The sequence below is a fragment of the Candidatus Defluviilinea gracilis genome (genome assembly GCF_057138825.1).
In genome coordinates this window covers 19139-40424 of record NZ_DBNHEF010000085.1, presented here as the reverse complement: position 1 = coordinate 40424, position 21286 = coordinate 19139, and the positions used below count along the sequence as shown (strand labels likewise).

Here is a 21286-nt window from a genome sequence, read left to right as displayed (position 1 = left end):
TTCCCGCGCGATTGGAGCTTCGTCGAAACCAAGAGAGACACCTTGTGATAGCGGGTGTCTCTCTTCTTTGCTAACCTTACGGGTTTTTCCGCAGAGCCATTGAGTTGCATAGTCTGTGACTGGACTCTGTTGTTCGCTCGTTACCAGACGCGCTTCTTTGACGTGGACGAGTCGCGCGCGAGGTTATGGCAAAGCGAACCGAAGGATTCGGTTGTTGCCTGTGTCTGCAACCCAGACGAATCCGAGTGGGTCCACCGCAATGCCGGATGTGAGACCGAATTCCTCGAGGCTGGTTCCAAAATCGCCCCAGGTGCGGACGAATTCACCGTTGGAAGTAAATTCGATCACACGGTAGCCCTCCGGGTCGGTGATGAACACGTGGTTGTCGCCTCCCACGGCTATGTACGGTTTGTTCTCCAGCGATTGACCGAACCAACCGTTGACGTCCCATTGAGCGAGCGGCAGGTAGAGGAGTTCTGTTCCTTCGGTGGGGATGAAGGATTGGATGCGTTGATTCCACGTGTCGGTGACGTACGCGACCCCGTCGCTTCCTACGGCAACATCAACCGGCTCGTCGAACTGACCGGGATCGAATCCGCCGGAGCCAAATTCTGTGAGATAGTTCCCCTCCTGATCGTACACCACGATTCTTTTGTTGCCAGTGTCTGCCACAAGTACGCGCCCTTGTGAATCCACGGCAATGCCGCGCGGACCCCATAAGAAATAGTTCGAATCGGGAAACTCCGGCGACGGTTGACCAAATTGCCCCCAGGTTTTGATCGGAGTTCCATCTTTGGTGAACTTCTGCACGCGGTGATTCCACGTATCTGTCACATAGACGGAGCCATCCGGTCCCACTGCAACACCCCAGGGTTCGTTGAAGGTGCCGATCGGCGCGTCGCCCTGCGCGAGATCGGCGAAACTGCCCCATTCATTCAGCACGCTTCCGTCTGCGGCGATGCGCAGGATGCGGTGGTTGCGCGAATCGGCGACATAGATGTCGCTGTCTTTGCCTATGGCAATGCCGCGAGGCGCGTTCAAACCGAGCGGCGCATACATGTTTGAGGTGAAGGTCTGGTTCGCGCTTATGGTTTGCTTGCCCGCTTCGTAGGGATCGACTACCTGCGGCGCGTCGGAGGGTCCGACGCCGTAATTCCAAATTTGAGCCGCCACATCTTTGCGGATGTAGAGTCGCATTTGATCGGACGGATCCCATGTGGTGAGGGTCATTCTGCTGTTGCCGGTGGCTTGGGCGTAGCGTGTGTAATCTCGGTCGAACCAAATGTCGAAGATGCCGGCGCGGATCTCCGGGTTGGTGATGGCGTTGAGTACGCGGGTTTTGTCCAGCCCGAAGTAATCCTGGTTGGGCCACCACATGCGGATGTAGTCGAAACGATAGAACCCGTCGCCTAGGGCGGCGTCGATCTTATCGAAGTTCTTTTGGTCCACGATCACCGCAACCGCTTCGCGGAGCGAGCGGGTGGGCTGGTCAAACGACCGTTGTTGTGTGAAATCGCGCAGATACCAAACGACGGGCCAGGAAACCCCGGTGTCCGGCGCGCTGGCGTCATAGGCAATGATCGCGTTCAAGCCTCCGGTCGTGCGCTCTGAAATTTCGGATATCTGGTGAAGGACTTCTTTCACTCCGCCCGCGCCATGGGCATAGACGAGATATTCAGTTGCGTCGTTGTAGTTGATGTAGTTCGCGCGGAACGAGGTTCGGGCAGTTTGCGCGGCGAGCAAGCCGAAGAGCGCCAGCACAACGAACTCTACCAGGGGGGTTTTTTTCGGCAGGCGCGATACCCACACCAAGCCGGCGATGCCAGCCAGCATGCCAATGAAGACCCCGCCGAATCTCCATCCATACAAGGCGACCATGCCGGGATCTGTTGCGCTGGTGGTTTGCGCCTGTAACAGTTGCGCGCCATTGAGCACGCTTGAGACGGCGGCAACGATGAGGGTGAGAATCAAGCCCACATGCGCGAGACTCGCGGCGTCTTTTCGCGTCAGAATGAACAGTAAGCCGGCCGCGCCAAGCGTCATGATCAGCGGAAAGATAAATGCCGACGTGGCTTGAAGTTGGTCGAGATTGGCGCCCTGGAATGGAGGGGTGGGCCCGAAGAGGGATCGCAGAATGCTGAAAGCTGCGACACAAAATACCGCCAAAACAAAAACGATAAGGGCTGAGCGCCAGGGCGAGGCTTCATCGAGTTTTTGTGTGATCGATTCGATGACTTGCCCGATTCCCCAGCCGGTCAGTAATATCATGGGCCATGCCATGTGATACGTCAGCCAGGGCATTTTCTCGCCGGCAACCGTGAAAGCGATAATGCTGATGATCGACCAAAATAAGAGCAGGCTGAACATGTTGACGAAGTTGAAATTACGCGCTTGCTCTTCGACGAGTTCGGGGGCGGGTTCGGAAATCTCTTGTGGAAGCGCAGTTTCCACCTCAGGCGCTGATTGCCGGGGCTTGAAACTCAGAATCTTCTTGAAACCCAGCCATGCGGCGAAGATTGTTCCAAGCGCGGGCAGGAATTCGTACATGGGGATTTGCACCAGCCAATAGAAATAATCCGGCTGACCGCCGCGTTCGACGCCTTGTTGAACCAGCCAGTAGCCAAGCGAGCCGAGTACCCCGGTGAAAAAGCCGGCGGGGTTGGTGAATACGGTCGTGTACAGAATGGTGAAGACGCCCCAGTACATTGCGCCGTATTTCCACCATTCCCGATTCCACAGCATGCCGATGAGGATGGAAACGAGAAAGAAGAGCGCCACGAAAATTCCGATGATCCATAGCGCTCTCGCGTCGAGCGATTGCACTTGAGACACCTCTGTTGGAATGGTTACGTGTAACCAGGGTTCCAGCCATTTGATCGGGAAGGGTGTTGCCATCGGAAGAACGAAGGTGCCTAGCAGGATCATCAAGTCTAGAGGGCGATCCTCGCGCAGGTTTGGCAGTTTTCCCGAATGAAAAACGCGAGCCAGAAAATAAAACCCTAGAAAGAGCCAAGCCTGCGCTGTATAAATGAACGCGGTTTCTTTCGAGGTGAAGTGTAGTAGGGTTGCCGCCGTTACGAGATAAAGATATTTCTTCTCGCCGACTTCCAGGTATCGCAGAATGGAATACAGCAATAAGATCCCCGAAAATCCGACGAACGACTCGTTGCGAACGTAGCGCCCGTAGTAAAGCATATAAGGAGAGATGACCATGAGCAGGGCGGCGACGATCATGCCCCAGTTGCCGAGATACCTGCGCCAATACCAGACCATCCAGACTGTGGCAATGCTGAATAGCACCGTGGGAATGCGCGCTGTGAAATCTGACACGCCAAACAGAAAATACGATAAGGCGATAATGTGAAACTGGTACGGTCCGTGCATCATGGGCGCGTGCTGATAGCCTTGTCCGCGATATAGCAACCATGAAAAGTAGGTGTGCAAACTCTCATCGTGGCTCATTACGCGCGCTTCAAGGTCGTAAAAACGGGTAAAGATGGCGAGGATCATGATCCCTGCGAACAAGGCGATTTCATTCGTTAGAGCCGGTAGGGAGGAATGTATGGGGCGCTGGAGCCAGTTTGGTTGTTGGTTATTCATTGGGGGAGTAGACCTGTGTAAGATGGGGTGACTTATACTTCAATCCGAAAGTTCTGACAAGTTTGCGTGTAATTTTCCGTTAAGGATTATTGATTGGGCGTGTACGTAGTCAATTGCATGAGCGGGGTAAAGGTGGTGATGATGGTTGGGGGGTAGGCGGTAAACGTCGGGGTAGGGGCGCAGGTTGGGATGATTAGCTGAATGCCGGTCTGCACGGTCGTCTCCTGTAGGTTGTTGGCTTCCAAAATGGACACTTCATCTACCTCGAAGCGCTGTGCGATGTTTTCGAGCGTATCCCCGGGCTGTATCTTGTAAATGACATTCTGGCAGTCCGGTGAAACATGGTTTGTGCTTGTCGCTTGCAATGATGGTGTTGGGTTGGGTAGGATCACAACAGGCAATGTCGCGCTTTTATGCGGATTTGGTTTGCTGAATTGCCAGATGCTCAACGCGATCACAGCGAAGAACACGCCCAGCATTGCCAATCGCGTAGCCAAGATGGGGCTTTTGAAATTTCCCTTACTCACTCCTCCTCGAATGAGATCCAACGAGAGGGGCAGGGGATTAACTGCCCACTGCTTTTTCATTGACGAGCGTAGGACGGATTCGACGTCCTTTGACTCGCGCGCGTAGGTCTGGCATGAATTGCATGCGGCGAGATGGTCTGCCAGAATCGCTCGCTTCTCCGGCGATATCGAATCGTCAAGGCTGAAATCGATCAACGTGCGGGCATCGTCATGCGTAATGCGCATCAGACTTTGTCTCCATAGATATCTTTCAGGGCGCTCCTCAACCGTTCACGGGCAGTATGCAGCCGGGAATGGACCGTTCCTTCGCTGATCGAAAGTATTTCGGCGATCTCGCGGACAGACAACTCTTGAAAGTATCTCAATACCATAACCACGCGGTGCTTTTCATCCAGTTCGTTCAACGCGTTCCAGGCTGCTTTTTCTTTTTCGGTTTGGATAACACGCTCTTCAAGCGTTGGCTGTTTTCGTGTTTCGATCTGAAACACAACCGTCAGCGTATTATGCAGTCTTTCCAATACTTTTCGTTTGCGCAACCGGCTTCGGCTAATGTTCAACGCGATCGCGCAAAGCCATGCCTTGAGCGACGATCTTTCCTGATAACGTGACAGCGCCTTCAATGCCGTGATAAACGTGTCCTGAGCCGCTTCATACGCTTCGCTCGGATCTTGTAAAACGGAAAACGCTAATCGAAATATATCCGTTTCATGGCGACGCACAAATATTTCGATGGCTTGTTCGTCTCCTTCGATACACCTTTCGATGAGCCGTGCCGGATCGGAATATTCCATGCCTTCTGTGTAATTAACGCGCGCGAGGGGGAATACCTTCATTTGACTTTTAATTGATTTAGCGTGTAGTCAGTTGCAGCCGCATTTCCTCTAACCACACAAAATTAGACTTAAACAGCCCCAGCCAACTGACCGCATCCCGCGTGGATATCGATTCCCCGCCTCATGCGAATCGTGCATGGGATCCCAGCCTGCTCCAGCGACTCTTTGAATTTTGCCGCCCTTTCGCGCGATGTGGCTTGACCGTTATATCCCGTAGTGGGGTTGAGGGGGATGGCGTTGACGTGACACATCAACCCTTTGAGACGCGCCGCGAGTTTCTTCGCCACTTCAGGCGAATCATTGACTCCGTGAATCAACGCCCACTCGAATGTGATGCGCCGATGCGTTTGCTCGACATAATATTTGCAGGCTTCGATCACATCGTCAATTTTATATCGCTTGTTGACGGGAAGCATTGCAACACGCGACACATCATCCGCGGCGTGGAGGGAGATGGCGAGGTTCACCTGTCGCCTCTCGTCGGCGAAACGCCGAATTTGGGGAACCAGCCCCACCGTCGAGATGGTGAAGCGACGGGCGCCGAAGTTGAATCCGCTGGAGTCGTTGAGTCGGTCTATGGCGTCCATCGTGTTGTCGTAATTGTGGAACGGCTCGCCCATGCCCATGAGGACGATGTTGGTGACGACCTCGTTCCGCTCTTTCAACATGCGCGCGTAATATAAAACCTGCGCCACGATCTCGCCGCTCGAAAGATGACGTTTGAATCCCATTTGACCCGTCGCGCAGAAGACGCATCCCATCGCGCAACCCGCTTGCGTGGAAATGCAAAGTGTGCGCCGATTCTTCGCGCCGCGTAAATTCTCGCTGTTTGGGGCAGACGCTTTGATCTGCGGATTGTCCGCTGGGTCGCCGTATTTCATCAGCACGGCTTCGATCAAATTTTTATCTGGCAATTCAAGCAATGTTTTGCGCGTAAAGCCATCGGATGAATCAAGATAGGTTTTCACTTTGAACGGAGAGAAGGTCACATGCTTCGCAAGTTTCTCGCGCAGAGACTTGGATAGATTCGTGAATTGCTCAGGCGAATCATAGAGATGCTGATATAGCCCCTGCCAGATCTGCTTCGCGCGATAGGCGGGTTCGTCCCATTCTTGTAGAAGGTTTGTGATTGAATCGAGGTCGAGATCGTAAATCAACATAGTTTGAAAGTTCCAAATGCGCAGTACGAAGTAAGCAGTATTACGTAATGACTTACTCCTGAACCAAACTCGCCAGATCATCCGCCACAATGTCAATCTTTGGCGTCCACGCCTCAGCCTGTTCTTTTGTGGACACGCCGCTCAACACCAACGCGCATGGACATCCCACTGCCTGACCTGCGGCGATGTCGGTTTCGAGTCTGTCGCCGACGACCAACGTTTCTTCTTTTTTTGTACCGAGTCGTTCCAGCGAAAGTTCCATCATAAACGGAAATGGCTTGCCCGCGTAAATCGGTTCGACGCCCGTTGCAGTTGTAACCACCGAGAGCCACGCGCCCGCGCCGGGGATTTCTCCGCGCGGGGTGGGGAAGGTCTTGTCGGGGTTCGTCGCATAAAATGGAACGCCGCGCCGCACGAGCAACGTCGCCTCGCGCATTTTGTTGAAGTTGACCTCGCGGTCAATGCCCATCACCACGATTTGCGCCTCTTGCGCGCGCTCAACGGACAAAATCTCAAATCCCTTTTCCTCCAGTGCGGTACGAGTCCCATCCTCGCCGACCATGAAAACTTTCGTCCCGCGTGGAAATCTTTGACCAAGCATATACGCCGTCCCAAGCGCGGATGTCACAACCTGTTGAGTCGAAACGCGCACGCCGAGCTTTTCCAGCGTCGCCACATATTGTTCGGGAGTCTTCGTTCCGTTGTTGGTGGCGAAAACATATTTCAATCCGCGGGCTTCGATGCGTTTGAAAATTTCAGGCAAATTTCCAATGGGCGAGTCTGCCCGCCAAATGACGCCGTCCATGTCAAGGATGAGGGCTTTGATATGAGAGGGAATCATTTGCCGAACTTGCCTGTTAGATATTTCAACACCGGTTTGTCAATCCATTGCGCGTCGGGGTCGGCGCGTTCCTCGAAGTTTTCGTTGCCGATGAATGCATTAAACGCGTCGCGGAAGTTCTTTCCTTTTTTCAGATAGCCTTCGCGTGTAAGTATTTTTGTGAATTGGACAAGCGACTTCCCTGTCAGAGCGACACGCTCCGAAACGGGACTCTTGCCAAAATATAACCAATGAAGTTCAAGCAATTCGCCAAGTCGAACAACGGGGTCATCGTGATCGTCCACGCGATAGTCTATCCAGCGATCCACAAAGCCGCCATAGCCTCCGTTTGGTTTGACCACATAAATCGCCGCGGATTGACGTCCGCGTTTGTCGCCGCCAGCGCGGTCGCCAGCCAACAGTGCGGCATGGAGTCGCTTGGGTAAATTTCCGTTCGTCTTCAAGAATGCTTTTTCCATCGCAGGCACGATGCGTCCGCTTTTGAGAATGTTGCCTTGAATCGCGTAGCCCTGCCCGGCGAGTCCGCCCGCCCAATTGAAACAGCCCTGCCCTGTGAAAGAAGCGGCGTGTCCGCTTTTATCCACGAGACCCACTTGGCGCAATTCCCGGTCAGGGTCGTTTTGCAAAAGACGCGCGAGCGCTTCATCTGCCGACACTCCGCCAGTCATCAATTCGAGTCCGCGCGGACCGAACGATGTGTTTGCAAACGATTGCGTTGCCACCGCGCCCGCGCCAGCCTGCGCCCACGGAACCACCGCGCCGACTGCGGGAAACTTCGAAGCAACCGCGATACCCCATGTTTGTTCTTCAAGATCACATGCCACGATCGAAAATGTCATCGTGAAAATTCCTTTCGCAATGCGCGATTATAACTGAATCAAAAGCCCGCCGATCTCTCAGCGGGCTTAACTATCAAACTACCAAACTATCAAACTACCTAACTATCTAACTACTTAACTTTCTCCGGCGTTTCCACAACCTGATCTACCAAGCCATAGTCCACAGCCTGTTGTGCTTCGAGGTAATAATCGCGGTCGCTGTCGCGTTCGATCACCTCGAGAGGTTGACCGGTGTGTTTTGCGATGATACCGAGCAACAATGCTTTCAATCGCAAAATCTGTTTGGCTTGAATTTCAATATCGGTCGCTTGTCCTTGCGCGCCGCCGAGCGGTTGGTGCATGTGGATGGTCGCATTCGGCAGGGCATAGCGGCGTCCCTTGGTGCCAGCCGCCAGCAACACGGTCCCGAACGACGCGGTCACGCCAACCGCCACCGTGCTGATCGGGTTCGGGATGATCTGCATCGTGTCGTAGATCGCAAGTCCCGCATAGATCACGCCGCCCGGCGAATTGATGTACATGCGAATTTCTTTTTCAGGGTCTTCATGCGACAAGAACAGCAACTGCGCCACGATCACATTCGCAACTTGATCGTCAATCGGCGTGCCGAGAAAAATGATGCGCTCTTTCAATAGCAACGAGTAAATGTCATATGCGCGTTCGCCGCGACCGGTGTTTTCCACAACCATCGGAACAATATTTTTGAAGTCTGGGATCATGTGTAATCTCCTTTTCGATTGGGCGGATGATACAGCCCAAATATAGGATTTTCGTTAACTCTTTGTTTCCTCTTCGGATGAAGAACCCGCTTCGCCCTCATCCTTCGACTCGCTCAGGGCGGCGGGTACAGCTGATTCGGCTTCGGAAACTTTTTCTTCCTCTTTAGCCTGCTCGGCTTTCAGCGCCGCGGCTTCGGCTTTTCTCTCCTCAGGCGATTTGTACTCGCCCACCGCAATAGACTTCAACATTTCCAACGCGCGGCGCGTCATCACGCGGTTCGCTGATTCCATCGCCACCGCTTGCGCCAGTTGTTGCTGACCCTTCTTCCCGCCGCGGACTTTGCTCAAGTCCATGCCTTGCATGGCGAGCGCGTTCAGCGTCTGGCTGAATTCATTATCGAGGGCTTCATTGTCAACTTCAATTTCTTCCTTGCGGACAAGTTCATCGAGGATCAACGAACGCTCGAAGCGTTTCTTCGCAACGGGTTTTACTTCGTCTTCGATGAATTGCTCGCGCGTGGTGTTTCGCAGTTTGAAGTACGTATCCAAGTCCATGCCTTGCTGGCTGAGGCGCTGAGTCAGGTCGCTGAGGACATGTTCGCCTTCGTGGTCGAGCGAGTGTTGGTGATATTTGAATGTCGCGCCTTCTTTGATCTTTTCGATCAAGTCAACGAAATATTTATCATCGTAATCTGCTTTCGATCGATTTTCCACATCCTTGGTCACCATCTCGCGCAGTTCGGCAAGCGTCTCGCCCGCGCCGACAGTTTTAGCAAATTCGTCGTCCAACTCCGGCAGCGTCATCGCGCGGACGGTTTTTACCGTCACGGTCATTTCCGCGCTTTTGCCTTGTAATTCTTCGAGGTCGTAATCGGCGGGAAAATCGTGTTGGATCGTTTTTGTGTCGCCCGGTTTCATGCCCACGAGTTGCTTGGCAAAACCAGCAAAGGGCCACTCGGTATCGCGGTCATCTTTACGGACAACCGTCGCAAAGCCATCGCGTTTCAATTCTGGCGTTTGTGATTCCACATCCACTTGAACATAATCGCCTTCCTGCACTTCACGCTCGACAGTTTCGGTCGTCGCATACATTTGGCGGAGTTCGTCCATCGCCGCGTCCACATCCTTCGATTCAGGGGCGGCTAGTTCGTAGGGGAATCGAATCGAATGGTAGTCGCCCAAGTCCACTTCAGGCGCGAGCGGAATTTTGAAGATCAACTTCGGCGGGTCAAGCGACTCAATATTTTCCAACCTGCCCGATGCGCCGGGGTTCACATCCGCTTCTGTGAGAATGTTCGAGTATTCGCCATCAATGAAATAATCAATTGCCTGCTCGACGATGGCTTGCTCGCCGTAATTCAACACCACCATGTGATACGGCGCCTTGCCCGGTCGGAATCCCGCGATCTTCCCGCGTTCGGAGATTTTCCGCGCCGCGCGGCGTTTGTAGGTATCCAACTTTTCGGGTTCTACTTCAACCACAAGTTTCGCTTCATGGTTCTCTTCGATTGTCTTTTCGATTTTCAATTTCTGCTCCATGTGTTTCCCCCCTCCTTTTAGGAGAGGGGCAGGGGTGAGGTTTTAATATGGGGACGGAGAGAGTCGAACTCTCAAGCCTTGCGGCACAGCATCCTAAGTGCTGCGTGTCTGCCAGTTCCACCACGTCCCCTGGCGGTGAATGCGGCGAAATTATAACGTGGAAATTCGATTTTCGATTTACGATTTTTGATTTACGATTTGACGATTCGTAATTGCTGGATATAATCGCCAACTTGAACCCTGAAACATGAAACCTGGAACTGGAGCATTCATTGAGCCGCGTCATCAACCCTGATTCTGCTGGAAAAGACCGCGCGCGTTTGTCAAAAGCCATCGTGTTGGCAGTGCGCGAATTGGCGAAGCAGACCGAAGTCACGCAAGAAGCGAAAGACCTCGCGGCGTTTATCTCGCTCGCGTTGAAAACCATCTCAGAGGGAATCGATTCCTCCGTTGCCGCGTGGGAGAAGCGCGATTATTGGGTCAAGGCGGACCGCTTCCGCATGGAGTGGATGTGGGCGGGACAATATGCCGATAAGTTGAAAGTTGCCATCTTTACCAACGATTGGGGAACTGTGGCGATGGTCTCTGCTCAGGTCGCGCAGAAGTTTGGCAAGGTGGTGATCGCCCAAAATCACAGGCTGGGGAAACCCTGGGTGGGGGCGCACAGGCAACTCGTCGGGAAGTGAAGCGGGATCGGTCATGTAGAGGCATGACCGATTTTTATTTCCTAATCGGAAAGATCGCGTGAAAGTCCTCGTACCTTTTTTCCAGATTCTGGTGTTTCAATTCTAAACACACCATTCCATTCCCCGATCGTTTGGAACAGGAGGTTGATATTGCCCAATCAACCCAACGAATTATTTTTCCCAGTGTAAACCAAGATCAAAACCTAAGAGGAGAATTTAGCCATGGCTGATAAAAGTCAAGCACACGATAAGCAAGTCCTGCACAAGATGGGGTATGCGCAAGAACTCTCCCGCCGCATGAGCGGCTTCTCGAATTTCGCGATTTCGTTTTCGATTATCTGTATCTTGGCGGGTGGAATTTCCGCCTTCCCTGCCGCGTTCAATGCCCTCGGTTCTGGCGGCGCGTTCCTGATCTGGCTCGTGGGCGGCGTGCTCGCGTTGAGCGTTGCCTTCGGTATGGGACAGATCGCTTCCTCCTTCCCGACGGCGGGTGGACTCTACCACTGGAGCTCGCACCTCGGCGGCAAACTTTGGGGCTGGATGACCGCATGGTTGAACCTGATCGGTTTGATCTGCGTCGTCTCTTCTGTGGACGTGTTGCTGTACACCGTCTTTTTCAAGGATCTCTTCCTCGGCACTGCCCTGGGAGTGGATGTATCTGGCTTTGGGTTCTGGCATCAGTTCATCATCGTCGGCATCATCATGGCGACCCAGGCGTTGTTGAATCATTACGGCATCGATCTCACCACGAAGTTGACCGATTTCAGCGGCTACATGATCCTTGCCCTCACGGTCGTTCTCATCATCGTGCTATTCGCCTTCAGCCCTGTGGCGCTGGATTTCTCGCGTTTGTGGACGTTCCAAAACGTGACCGGTGACGCTGGCGGCGGCGTGGTGCCTTTCCGCACCGAGAGCATCGCCTTTGCCTTCCTGCTGGGACTCTCCTATGTTTGCTATACCATCACAGGTTTCGACGCTTCAGCTCACACATCCGAAGAAACCAAAGACGCCCAGGTGAATGTGCCGAAGGGAATGTGGACGGCTGTGTTCTGGTCTTGGGTGTTCGGCTTATTCGCGGTTGCCGCGTATGTCTTGACCATGCCAAGCCTCGAGGAAGCCCAAGCCGCTGGCTGGGGATCGTTCTTCTATATGTGGAGCGCTTCGCGAATGCCCGGTTGGCTGAGCATCGTCCTCGCGGCTGGACTCGTCATTGTGAACTACCTCTGCGCCCTCGCGGGGCTTACCTCCACTTCGCGCATGATGTACGCCTTCTCGCGCGATGACGGTATCCCTTTCTTCTCCAAGAGCCTTTCCCACGTCAGCACGCAATACCGAACCCCCACGAATGCGATTTGGGTCTCTGCTGGCTTGGCGTTGCTTAGCACCGTCTACGCTCCGTATTACCTCGTGTTAGCGGTGGCGTGCGCGGTATTCCTTTACCTGTCTATGGTGATGCCGATTGCCGCGGGTCTCAAAGAAGAAGGCTCCGCAAAATGGAAGGAAAAAGGACCGTTCAACCTCGGCGGACTCTCCAAGCCCAATGCCGTGCTCGCCATCATTTTCGGCGTCACCCTGGCGATCAGCGGATTCTTCCCGCCCAATGAAAAGGTCTTCTACTTCACGATCCTTTTTGTGGTTGCCTTGCTTGGGCTTTGGTCTAAGAAGACCGCCGTTGTGGGTATCGTCATCGCTGTGATTAGCTACCTTGCGGGCTTCCTGCCTGTGTCTGACGCCAACGCCTTGCATTTCCTCATCCCGCCGGCTGGCACCGCGATCACCGCGATCATTGTCGGTGTGGTTGCCACCGTGATTACTTACGCAACAGGCGGCGAAGACAAACGATTCGAAGGCGTGCCTGAAGGCGAAAAGATCGCCCAACGCCAAAAGATGATCGCCGATATCGAAAAGAGATTTGGCGAACAGTAAAAAATTTCGTGAGCTAAGATTGGAGACTTGCAGGTTGGCGCGGACCAATCGCGGTCTCCAATTTTTATTTTGAAGAGACCTCACAGGTTTCAAAAACCTGTGAGGTCCACACGGGAAAAATATGAAATACCTCCTCGGTATAGATCAAGGCACGACGCAAACCACAGCGGTCATTGTCAACGAGCGTGGCGAAATGATCGAAAAGAACTCGTCGCAACTGCCCGCGCGATTTCCGCAAGCGGGATGGGTGGAGCAGGAGCCCTCCGATATTGTGCGAACGGTCAAAGAAGCGTGCGCGCCGTTGCTGGACAAATACGATATTTCAGCCGTTGGATTCGATAATCAAGGCGAGACATTCGTTGTCTGGGATAAGGATTCAGGGGAGGCTGTGACTCCCGCGATAGTCTGGCAGGATACGCGCGGGCAATCCGTGTGTGACTCACTCGCTTCTTCTCTTGACCTCAGCCTGCTTCGCCGTAAGACAGGTCTTCTACTGGACAGTTACTTCTCCGCGCCGAAACTTAAGTGGGTATTTGAATATTTTCCTGACATCCGCAAACAAGCGCGCGATGGCAAGTTGTTGTTCGGAACAACAGAAACATGGGTGATTTGGAAATTGACCAACGGTAAGTTACACGTGACCGATCCTTCCACTGCGTCACGGACTCTATTGTTCGACATGAATCGCTTCGAGTGGGATGAAGATCTACTAAACTTATTCGACGTTCCAAGAAGTATGTTGCCCGAAGTCAAACCATCTGCAGGCTACATCGGCGATGTGGATTTTGGAAACGGCACGCCGCTTCCGCTCCATGCCATGTTGGTAGACCAGCAAGCCGCGTTGTTCGGTCAGGCATGTTTCAACGCAGGTGAGATGAAATGTTCGTTTGGCACAGGGAGTTTTCTACTGATGAACATCGGCGGGGAGCCGCGCCTCTCGAATAGCGGATTGCTCACCACCGTCGGCTGGAAGTTTGGCGAACACACAACGTACGCCTTCGATGGCGGAATTTTCGTCACAGGGAGCGCTGTCCAGTGGCTGAGAGACAACTTGAAAGCGATCCCAGACACCCCGTCGAGTTTTGAGGCGGCAAAGCGATCAGCAGATCTAGGCGTGGTTGTTGTCCCCGCCTTGCAAGGTCTCGCCGCGCCTCACTGGCGGACAGATGTTCGCGGCGCGATGTTTGGCTTGAACCGAAGCACCACATCCGATGATATTGTGCGGGCAACACTCGATGGCATTGCGTGTCGAGTCTACGAAGTGGTGATGGCGATGTCGGAAGATTTGGGGCAAAAGCCTCCGCATTTGAAAGTGGATGGCGGCCCGTCGGGGAATCCGTATCTCATGCAAATGATCGCTGACTTGTTGGATATTGAAGTGCGTGTTTCAGCGGCACTGGAAGCGACTGCAATTGGAATTGCGAATCTGGCGGGGGTATCCGCGTTGGGAACTTCGTTCGATGATTTGGCAAAGAATTGGAAAGCGGAAACGAGTTATCAGCCGAAGATAACGAAAGATGAAAGAGGAAAGAAATTGGAGCAGTGGGGGAGGGCGGTGGAGGCGGTGAAAGGATTTCACTCCTAACCCGCTGGTTGAGTAGTCCAGCGTGTTCTTCGCGGGACGTATCGAGACCAGAAATGAGGAGTAAATGTGAAAACACGAGGTGTGGTCTCGATACGAGCCGACGATCATGGCTCTACTCGACCACCATATGATATGGAAAATATTTTTGACATCGCCATCATCGGCGCGGGCGCGGTTGGGAGCGCGATTGCGCGTGAGTTATCGAAGTACGACATAAATGTCGTATTACTTGAGTCGAACTCCGATGTTGGGATGGGGACATCGAAAGCCAGCACTGCGATCTGGCATACGGGATACGACGCGACGCCCGAATCGCTTGAGTCGCAGTTGTTGAAGCGCAGTTATCCGTTGATGGAAGCGTTCATGAAAGAGGTGGAGAGTCCGTTCGAGTTGGTGGGAGGGTTGTTGATCGCATGGAACGAAGAACAGTTATGCACGCTCCCGAAGTTGTTGGATAAGGCAATTCAAAATGGGGATTCAGATTGTTACTTGATCGACAAGGCTGAAGTGTACAAACGTGAACCGCATCTCGGCGAAGGCGCGTTAGGCGGGATGGTCGTGCCGCGCGAGGGGATTCTGTGCACGTTTACGATTCCGCTGGCGTGCGCGACTCAGGCGGTGGTGAATGGGGTGGAGTTGAGGTTGGGGTTTAGGGTGGAAAGTGTGGTGAGTGAAAAGTGGAAAGTAGGCGGCAATCAGTTATCAGTGAGCAGTGAGCAGTATGCTGATGTTTATGAAGTCTCCAATGGGGATAAAGTTGTTCGTGCACATTGGATCATCAATGCGGCGGGATTGTATTCGGATGATGTCAACAAGATGTTTGGGCGCGAGGAGTTCAAAGTCACGCCGCGGCGCGGGGAGTTGATCATTTACGAAAAGTTGGCGCGGAGGTTGGTGAATCATGTGTTGTTGCCAGTGCCGACAGCGACAACGAAGGGCGTGTTGGTCAGCCCGACGATTTACGGGAATGTGTTGCTGGGTCCGACGGCGGAGGATTTGAACGATAGGTCCGCGACGAACACGAGCGAGAGTGGATTGAAGTCGTTGCTTGAAAAAGGGAGAAAGATTCTGCCAGAGTTGCTTGAGGAAGAAGTGACTGCCACGTATGCAGGTCTGCGGGCGGCGACGGAGCACAGCGACTATCAAATCTCGCTTCATGCGGAACAAAGATACATTTGCGTCGGCGGGATTCGGTCAACGGGGATTTCTGGATGTTTGGGGATTGCGGAATATGTTGTTGATTTGTTGAAAGAGGGTGGGGTAGAGTTGAAACGCAAGCCTGCGTTCAAGTCCATCAAGATGCCGAACATCGGCGAGGCGTTTCCACGTCCGTATCAAATGGGGGAGATGATCGCGAAAGATTCTGATTACGGAAAGATTGTTTGTCATTGTGAGAGTGTCACGTTGGGTGAGTTGAGAGATGCACTGGAGTCGCCGATCCCTGCGCGGAGTTTGGACGCGTTGCGGAGGAGGACGCGCGCGATGCAGGGACGGTGCCAGGGATTTAATTGTCAGGCGACGTTAGAGATGTCATTGCGAGGAGCGACAGCGACGAAGCAATCTCCGACTAGTGCAGAGAAATCTTCGTTATTACCTGCGCTTCGACTGCGCTCCGCTCCGCTCAGCGCGACAGATGTGTTGATCGTCGGCGCGGGACCTGCTGGGTTGGCGGCGGCGTTAGAGTTGAGGAGGCTTGGTATTAGAGATGTTGTGGTTGCAGAGCGCGAGAGTGAAGCAGGTGGGATACCACGCCTGTGTGGACATACGGGATTTGGTCTGCGAGATTTTCGGCGCGTGATGACCGGTCCGAGTTATGCGCAGAGGTATTGTGAGTTGATTCAAGAAGCGGAAATTAATTTGCGTGTAGCCAATACAATTCTCAATCTTGAAGTTAATAAGAATAAACACAAAATAGAATCATCATATATAAGTCCAAACAACATGGGCAGCATTGAGGCAAGGTCTGTCTTGCTTGCAACGGGCGTGCGCGAGAGACCGCGGTCTGCGCGGATGATCCCTGGTCATCGCCCACAGGGAGTGTTTACAACGGGATCATTGCAGAGGTTTGTGTACGAACATCATCTGCCTGTTGGCAAGCGCGCGGTGATCGTTGGGGCGGAGGTTGTGAGTCTTTCGGTTGTGACGACTCTTCTGCACGCGGGCGTGAAGGTGGCGGCAATGGTGACGGAGTTGCCAAGTCATCAGCTGTATTTGCCGATATTTCTGCCAGCAAAAGTTCTGTATGCGGATATTCTTGCACGCACAAAGATTTTGATGGATATGCGAGTAACAAATATTCATGGAAAAGAGAGGGTTGAAGGAATCGAAGTAGAACAATTTGGCAAATTGTCCTACATTGAATGTGACACGGTGATCTTTACTGGCGATTGGGTTCCTGAAAATGAATTGGCGAGGAGGGGAGAGGTGGAAACGTCCAAGCCGTGGATGGGTCCGCAGGTGGATGGGGCGTTTCGCGCGTCGCAGATGGGAGTGTTTGCGGCGGGGAATCTGTTGAGGGGAGTCGAGACCGCTGATTGGGCGGCGATGGAGGGTCGGGCGGCGGCGCGATCCATTGCTCGGTGGTTGGAAAAAGCCGAATGGTCTGCGACCAGATTGCCCGTCGAGGTTGAAGCGCCCGTCTCGTGGATTTGTCCAAATGTGTTGAGTCCCGATGTCCGCGTGGATGGATTCCGATTCTGGTCGAAGGCGTTCCGTCGGAATGTCAGGTTGCAACTAAAGCAGGGTACGCGGGTTTTGTATGAAAAGCGGGTTGGGTGGTTGAAGGCAAACGTCGCTTTGAGTTTGAGCAGTGAATGGGTCGAGAAAGTGAATTACGCAGGCGAGGCTATACAACTTGTCATACAAGCGTGATGTATGGTAAAGTTTGTAAGTAAGCCGAAGACATATTTGGAGATGCCATGAAAATTGCGCTCGTCATCGGTTCGACCATTTCAACCATCAAGGATGAAGTGATACGGGGGCGGAAACTGCTCATTGTGCGGGATGCGGATACAGCGGGCAAGCCGACGGGCGAGCCGTATATCGCCGTGGACACGGTCAGCGCAGGGACGGGGGACCTGGTGATGGTCACCGACGGTTCATCGGCTCGTTACACGAATCAAACCACCAACGCGCCTGTGGACGCGGTGATCGTGGGTGTGATCGATTCGCTTGAGATGGGGGGGAAGGTTTCGTACAGGAAAGAGTGATTACAAGATACAAGGTACGCGATACGAGTTACGGTTCGTATCCTGTACCTTGTATCTTGTATCCCGAACACATATGGCTGATTCACGTGACCTTTTGTCAGTAGGCGTGGATGTGGGTACGACCACCACTCAGATCGTCTTTTCACGCCTCAACTTGCAGGATGTGTCGCGACCTGGGCAAATACCGAGAATAAATATTACCGATCGGAAAGTGATCTATCAAAGCCCGATCGTTTTCACGCCGTTGGTTGATTCTGATACGATCGACGCGGACAAGCTGAATCAGATCGTGCGGAGCGAATATTCATCCGCTGGTGTGGAGCCGAGTCAAGTGGAGACGGGCGCGGTCATCATCACGGGTGAGACTGCGAAAAAGAAGAATGCGGACGAAATCCTGCGGGCGTTGTCGGGGCTGGCTGGCGAGTTCGTCGTCAGTGTGGCGGGACCGAATGTGGAGAGTTTGATCGCTGGCAAAGGCGCGGGCGCGGCGCAATATTCGCAGACGAACTTTGCCACCGTCACCAACTTGGACATCGGCGGCGGGAGCGCGAACAGCGCGACGTTCCGCAGTGGCAACCTGATCGGCGCGGCGGCGATGAATTATGGCGGTCGCATTTTGGAGATTGATCATGCGACGGGTATCGTGAGGCATATTGCGGAGCCTGCGCGGAGGATACTTGAAGATATTGGTTTGAGATTGGAGATTGGAGATTCGCCTTCGTTTGAGGATCTGCGTCGCTTTACGGATCGTATGGCTGATATGACCGTTGAACTCATCGAAGGGACGAACTCGCCGCTGGCGCAGAAGATTTATCTCACGCCGCCTGTCGGTGTTTCGGGTAAAGGTTCGGTGCTGATGTTCTCTGGCGGTATCGGACATTATTACTACAACCCGATTCCCATCGACTCGGTGAGCGACGCGACGATTCACGATGATGTCGGTCCGTTGCTGGCGGAGTCGTTGCGGAAACATGCAACGCTGAACTCGTACTCGATTGTGCCGCCCGCAGAGACGGTCCGCGCGACGGTGTTGGGAGCCAGTACACAAACGGTGACTCTCTCAGGCTCGACGATTTGGGCAGAGAAGGAAATTTTGCCGTTGAAGAATGTGCCTGTGATAAGACCCATATTTACAATCGCTGGTCGAGTAGCCGAAGGCGTATCGAGACCAGAGGGCATCAACCCTGCATCTGTTTCAAATGCGATCTCCGAAGCCGTCACCCGCTGGGATGTGAATCTCGCAACCGACCCATTCGCAATTGCGCTGGAACTCGAAAAATCATTGGACTATCAATCCCTGACTCAACTCGCCAATGGACTCAACGACTTCGCCAACACCATGCCCAGTGACCGACCGCTCATCGCCATCATCGAACGCGACTACGCCCAAGCACTCGGTCAAACCGTTAAAGGCTTGGCTCCCTCCCGCGCGTTACTCGTCATTGATCAGGTCGGCTTATCCGAAGGCGATTACATTGACATCGGGGCACCGCTCATGGACGGACGCGTTGTCCCGCTGAGCGTGAAGACGTTGATTTTTTATCATTGATGATTAGAGATATGCGATTTTCTATAGAAGAATCTCAGTTTTTCTCTAGCGTGAAAGCGGGTGATGTAAATGCCGTAATACTTGCATTACATCCAGAACCTTATCTTGTCGAATCTCGAGATGAGATTGGTAAGACGCCTCTGCATCTCGCTGTGGAAAATGGCTTGGTTGAGATGGTCAAGTTATTAATCTCAGCAGGCGCAAAGGTTGAAGCGGTTGACGGTAATGGGACTACTGCTTTGCATCTGGCTATTGAACAGTCATTAACGAATCACGCAATCGAACGAATAGTCTTTACTGAAATTGCCAATTTTCTTTTGGAAGCTGGTGCAGATGTAAATGCCTATGATAAAAATGGATTCTCCCTGTTGCACAATGCTTCGGTTTCGGGGGACAAAGAAATAATAACTTTTCTTGTTGGGAAAGGTGCAGATGTAAATTTGAGAGGTACCAAAGGCTTCACCCCCCTTCATTGGGCGCTATGTGCAAATATTGAAGAGCGCGACATTCAAAATCATTTGGACGCTATCGAAACCTTGATAAGTTTTGGGGCCGATGTGATCGCTAAAACAGAAGATGGGAAGACTCCATTGATTGTCTTAAGTGAGAATAATCCTGGGCGTCCACAGTTGGCTAAATTGCTAAAAAGATTTGACGCAGCATAACCAATTAAAAGGTAATCTCATGCTCCTCCGAACCAAACTGCACGGTAAGACCGCCATCCACGAATACGACCACGAATTCACGAATACGGGCGCGTCAATTCGTTTATTCGTGAAAAATTCGTGGACGGTAAGCAACACCAACCCTAAAATGAATCTTTCCTCTTTCCTTCTTTCCTTATTCTTCCTTTGTGACCTTCGTGTCACTTCGACTTCGCTCAGTGCAAGCCTTTGTGGTGAAAAATGATTCTCCGAACCAAACTTCACGGCAAGACCTACGAATTCCCCGACATCCGCCTCCTGATGGGTAAAGCCAACGAGGAGAAATCAGGCGACCGTCTCGCGGGAGTCGCGGCTGAGACCACTGCCGAGCGCGTCGCGGCGAAGATGGTGCTGGCAGAAGTCCCGCTATGGGTTCTGCATGATAACCCCGCCGTGCCGTATGACCAGGATGAGATCACGCGTCTCATTCACGACGCCGTAGACCAGACCATCTACAACGAAGTCAAAGATTGGACAGTGGGGGAGTTCCGTGAATGGATTCTCTCCGACAAGACCTCCACCGAGATGATTCGCCGCGTCTCGAACGGACTCACCGCCGAGATGATCGCGGGCGTCACGAAATTGATGTCGAATCTCGACCTGATGTACGCGGCGAAGAAGATTCCCGTCACTGCCTATTGCAACAACACGATCGGGAAGCCAGGAACGCTGTCCAGCCGCAACCAGCCCAACCATCCGACTGATTCGCCCGAAGGCATCCGCGCGGAGATTTACGAGGGGTTGTCCTACGGCTCAGGCGACTCGGTCATCGGCATCAATCCCGTTGACGATTCGTACGGCTCGGTCGCGCGCCTGCTCGACATGACGTACGACATCATCAAGACTTGGAACATCCCCACGCAAAATTGTCTGCTGGCGCACGTCACAACGCAGATGAAGTGTATGCAATCAGGTTCGCCTGTTGGGCTTGTCTTTCAGTCGCTGGCGGGTTCGCAAAAAGGCAACGACTCGTTCGGCATCTCCATCGGACTCATGGATGAGGCATACGAACTTGCGAAGAAGCATTGCTTCCCGACGGGTCCGAACTACATGTATTTTGAAACGGGACAAGGCGCGGAACTTTCGTCGGAGGCGCATAACGGCTGGGATCAACTCGTGCTTGAAGCGCGCTGTTATGGTTTCGCAAAACGCTACAGCCCGTATCAAGTCAACACGGTGGTCGGCTTCATCGGTCCCGAGTATTTATACGACGCGCGCCAGATCCAACGCGCGGGACTCGAAGATCATTTCATGGGCAAACTCACGGGCATCTCGATGGGCGTGGACGCCTGTTACACCAATCATGCCCGCGCCGATCAAAACGCCATCGAGAATCTCGCGGTCATGCTCACCGCGGCGGGATGCAATTATTTCATGGGCGTGCCAATGGCTGACGACCCGATGCTCTCGTATCAATCCACGTCGTATCACGACGCGCCCACGCTTCGTCAACTGTTCAACCTGCGCCCCGCGCCAGAATTCGAAAAGTGGATGGAAGAAATGGGTCTCATCAAGAACGGCATCCTCACCGACAAAGCAGGCGACCCGACGATATTCCTAAAGAGATAA

16 protein-coding genes and 1 tRNA gene are annotated in these 21286 nt (G+C 53.2%); 8 read left to right on the top strand and 9 right to left on the bottom strand.

From position 1 onward, the window contains the following. Window positions 1-183: 183 nt before the first annotated feature. From AC16KF_RS18430 to AC16KF_RS18390, 9 genes are all read right to left on the bottom strand, one after another. Window positions 184-3600 (bottom strand): flippase activity-associated protein Agl23, encoded by a 3417-nt coding sequence (locus AC16KF_RS18430; RefSeq protein WP_484038828.1) that lies wholly within the window; start codon window positions 3598-3600, stop codon window positions 184-186. An 86-nt stretch (window positions 3601-3686) separates the two neighbouring features. Next, window positions 3687-4352: a LysM peptidoglycan-binding domain-containing protein gene (locus AC16KF_RS18425; protein ID WP_484038827.1), complete on the bottom strand. Its 666-nt coding sequence runs from the start codon at window positions 4350-4352 to the stop codon at window positions 3687-3689. Then, window positions 4352-4918 carry an RNA polymerase sigma factor gene (locus AC16KF_RS18420; RefSeq protein ID WP_484038826.1) on the bottom strand — a complete coding sequence of 189 codons (567 nt, stop codon included), beginning with the start codon at window positions 4916-4918 and terminating at the stop codon, window positions 4352-4354. Before AC16KF_RS18420 ends, AC16KF_RS18425 begins: the two co-directional genes overlap by 1 nt. 110 nt (window positions 4919-5028) lie before the next feature. After that, complete coding sequence (gene rlmN / locus AC16KF_RS18415) at window positions 5029-6120, bottom strand: dual-specificity RNA methyltransferase RlmN (RefSeq protein WP_484038825.1); 1092 nt, start codon at window positions 6118-6120, stop codon at window positions 5029-5031. A gap of 52 nt (window positions 6121-6172) precedes the next feature. Continuing rightward, complete coding sequence (locus AC16KF_RS18410) at window positions 6173-6961, bottom strand: HAD-IIA family hydrolase (RefSeq protein WP_484038824.1); 789 nt, start codon at window positions 6959-6961, stop codon at window positions 6173-6175. After that, a complete protein-coding gene (locus tag AC16KF_RS18405; protein ID WP_484038823.1) occupies window positions 6958-7800 on the bottom strand; it encodes a DUF1028 domain-containing protein in 843 nt (280 codons plus the stop codon). Before AC16KF_RS18405 ends, AC16KF_RS18410 begins: the two co-directional genes overlap by 4 nt. Window positions 7801-7910: 110 nt before the next feature. Continuing rightward, complete coding sequence (locus tag AC16KF_RS18400) at window positions 7911-8519, bottom strand: ATP-dependent Clp protease proteolytic subunit (RefSeq protein ID WP_484038822.1); 609 nt, start codon at window positions 8517-8519, stop codon at window positions 7911-7913. A gap of 54 nt (window positions 8520-8573) precedes the next feature. After that, window positions 8574-10058 carry a trigger factor gene (tig, locus tag AC16KF_RS18395; RefSeq protein WP_484038821.1) on the bottom strand — a complete coding sequence of 495 codons (1485 nt, stop codon included), beginning with the start codon at window positions 10056-10058 and terminating at the stop codon, window positions 8574-8576. A 48-nt stretch (window positions 10059-10106) separates the two neighbouring features. Next, window positions 10107-10188: transfer RNA gene (locus AC16KF_RS18390), tRNA-Leu, on the bottom strand. Window positions 10189-10330: 142 nt separating this feature from the next. On the opposite strand from AC16KF_RS18390, the gene AC16KF_RS18385 reads away from it, so the two are divergent. The 8 genes from AC16KF_RS18385 to AC16KF_RS18350 all read left to right on the top strand — a co-directional run bounded on the left by AC16KF_RS18385 (window position 10331) and on the right by AC16KF_RS18350 (window position 21286). Further along, window positions 10331-10744, top strand: a complete 414-nt coding sequence (locus tag AC16KF_RS18385) for a hypothetical protein (protein WP_484038820.1) — start codon at window positions 10331-10333, stop codon at window positions 10742-10744. A 222-nt stretch (window positions 10745-10966) separates the two neighbouring features. Continuing rightward, on the top strand, window positions 10967-12670 hold the full coding sequence (locus tag AC16KF_RS18380) for an amino acid permease (RefSeq protein WP_484038819.1): 1704 nt from the start codon (window positions 10967-10969) through the stop codon (window positions 12668-12670). 121 nt (window positions 12671-12791) lie between these two features. Further along, complete coding sequence (locus AC16KF_RS18375) at window positions 12792-14255, top strand: FGGY family carbohydrate kinase (RefSeq protein WP_484038818.1); 1464 nt, start codon at window positions 12792-12794, stop codon at window positions 14253-14255. A 66-nt stretch (window positions 14256-14321) separates the two neighbouring features. Continuing rightward, the gene (locus AC16KF_RS18370) at window positions 14322-17126 is read left to right on the top strand and encodes an FAD-dependent oxidoreductase (protein WP_484038817.1); all 2805 of its coding nucleotides are present in this window, start codon (window positions 14322-14324) and stop codon (window positions 17124-17126) included. Window positions 17127-17173: 47 nt separating this feature from the next. After that, window positions 17174-17464: a EutN/CcmL family microcompartment protein gene (locus tag AC16KF_RS18365; protein WP_484038816.1), complete on the top strand. Its 291-nt coding sequence runs from the start codon at window positions 17174-17176 to the stop codon at window positions 17462-17464. 73 nt (window positions 17465-17537) lie between these two features. After that, window positions 17538-19013 (top strand): ethanolamine ammonia-lyase reactivating factor EutA, encoded by a 1476-nt coding sequence (locus AC16KF_RS18360; RefSeq protein ID WP_484038815.1) that lies wholly within the window; start codon window positions 17538-17540, stop codon window positions 19011-19013. A gap of 11 nt (window positions 19014-19024) precedes the next feature. Beyond that, window positions 19025-19678 (top strand): ankyrin repeat domain-containing protein, encoded by a 654-nt coding sequence (locus AC16KF_RS18355; protein WP_484038814.1) that lies wholly within the window; start codon window positions 19025-19027, stop codon window positions 19676-19678. A 240-nt stretch (window positions 19679-19918) separates the two neighbouring features. Further along, a complete protein-coding gene (locus tag AC16KF_RS18350) occupies window positions 19919-21286 on the top strand; it encodes an ethanolamine ammonia-lyase subunit EutB (RefSeq protein ID WP_484038813.1) in 1368 nt (455 codons plus the stop codon).

Coding starts and splice junctions, on each gene's coding strand:
- AC16KF_RS18430 (WP_484038828.1), bottom strand. CDS start 3,600: ATGAATAACCAACAACCAAACTGGCTCCAGCGCCCCATACATTCCTCC.
- AC16KF_RS18425 (WP_484038827.1), bottom strand. CDS start 4,352: ATGCGCATTACGCATGACGATGCCCGCACGTTGATCGATTTCAGCCTT.
- AC16KF_RS18420 (WP_484038826.1), bottom strand. CDS start 4,918: ATGGAATATTCCGATCCGGCACGGCTCATCGAAAGGTGTATCGAAGGA.
- rlmN (WP_484038825.1), bottom strand. CDS start 6,120: ATGTTGATTTACGATCTCGACCTCGATTCAATCACAAACCTTCTACAA.
- AC16KF_RS18410 (WP_484038824.1), bottom strand. CDS start 6,961: ATGATTCCCTCTCATATCAAAGCCCTCATCCTTGACATGGACGGCGTC.
- AC16KF_RS18405 (WP_484038823.1), bottom strand. CDS start 7,800: ATGACATTTTCGATCGTGGCATGTGATCTTGAAGAACAAACATGGGGT.
- AC16KF_RS18400 (WP_484038822.1), bottom strand. CDS start 8,519: ATGATCCCAGACTTCAAAAATATTGTTCCGATGGTTGTGGAAAACACC.
- tig (WP_484038821.1), bottom strand. CDS start 10,058: ATGGAGCAGAAATTGAAAATCGAAAAGACAATCGAAGAGAACCATGAA.
- AC16KF_RS18380 (WP_484038819.1), top strand. CDS start 10,967: ATGGCTGATAAAAGTCAAGCACACGATAAGCAAGTCCTGCACAAGATG.
- AC16KF_RS18375 (WP_484038818.1), top strand. CDS start 12,792: ATGAAATACCTCCTCGGTATAGATCAAGGCACGACGCAAACCACAGCG.
- AC16KF_RS18365 (WP_484038816.1), top strand. CDS start 17,174: ATGAAAATTGCGCTCGTCATCGGTTCGACCATTTCAACCATCAAGGAT.
- AC16KF_RS18360 (WP_484038815.1), top strand. CDS start 17,538: ATGGCTGATTCACGTGACCTTTTGTCAGTAGGCGTGGATGTGGGTACG.
- AC16KF_RS18355 (WP_484038814.1), top strand. CDS start 19,025: ATGCGATTTTCTATAGAAGAATCTCAGTTTTTCTCTAGCGTGAAAGCG.
- AC16KF_RS18350 (WP_484038813.1), top strand. CDS start 19,919: ATGATTCTCCGAACCAAACTTCACGGCAAGACCTACGAATTCCCCGAC.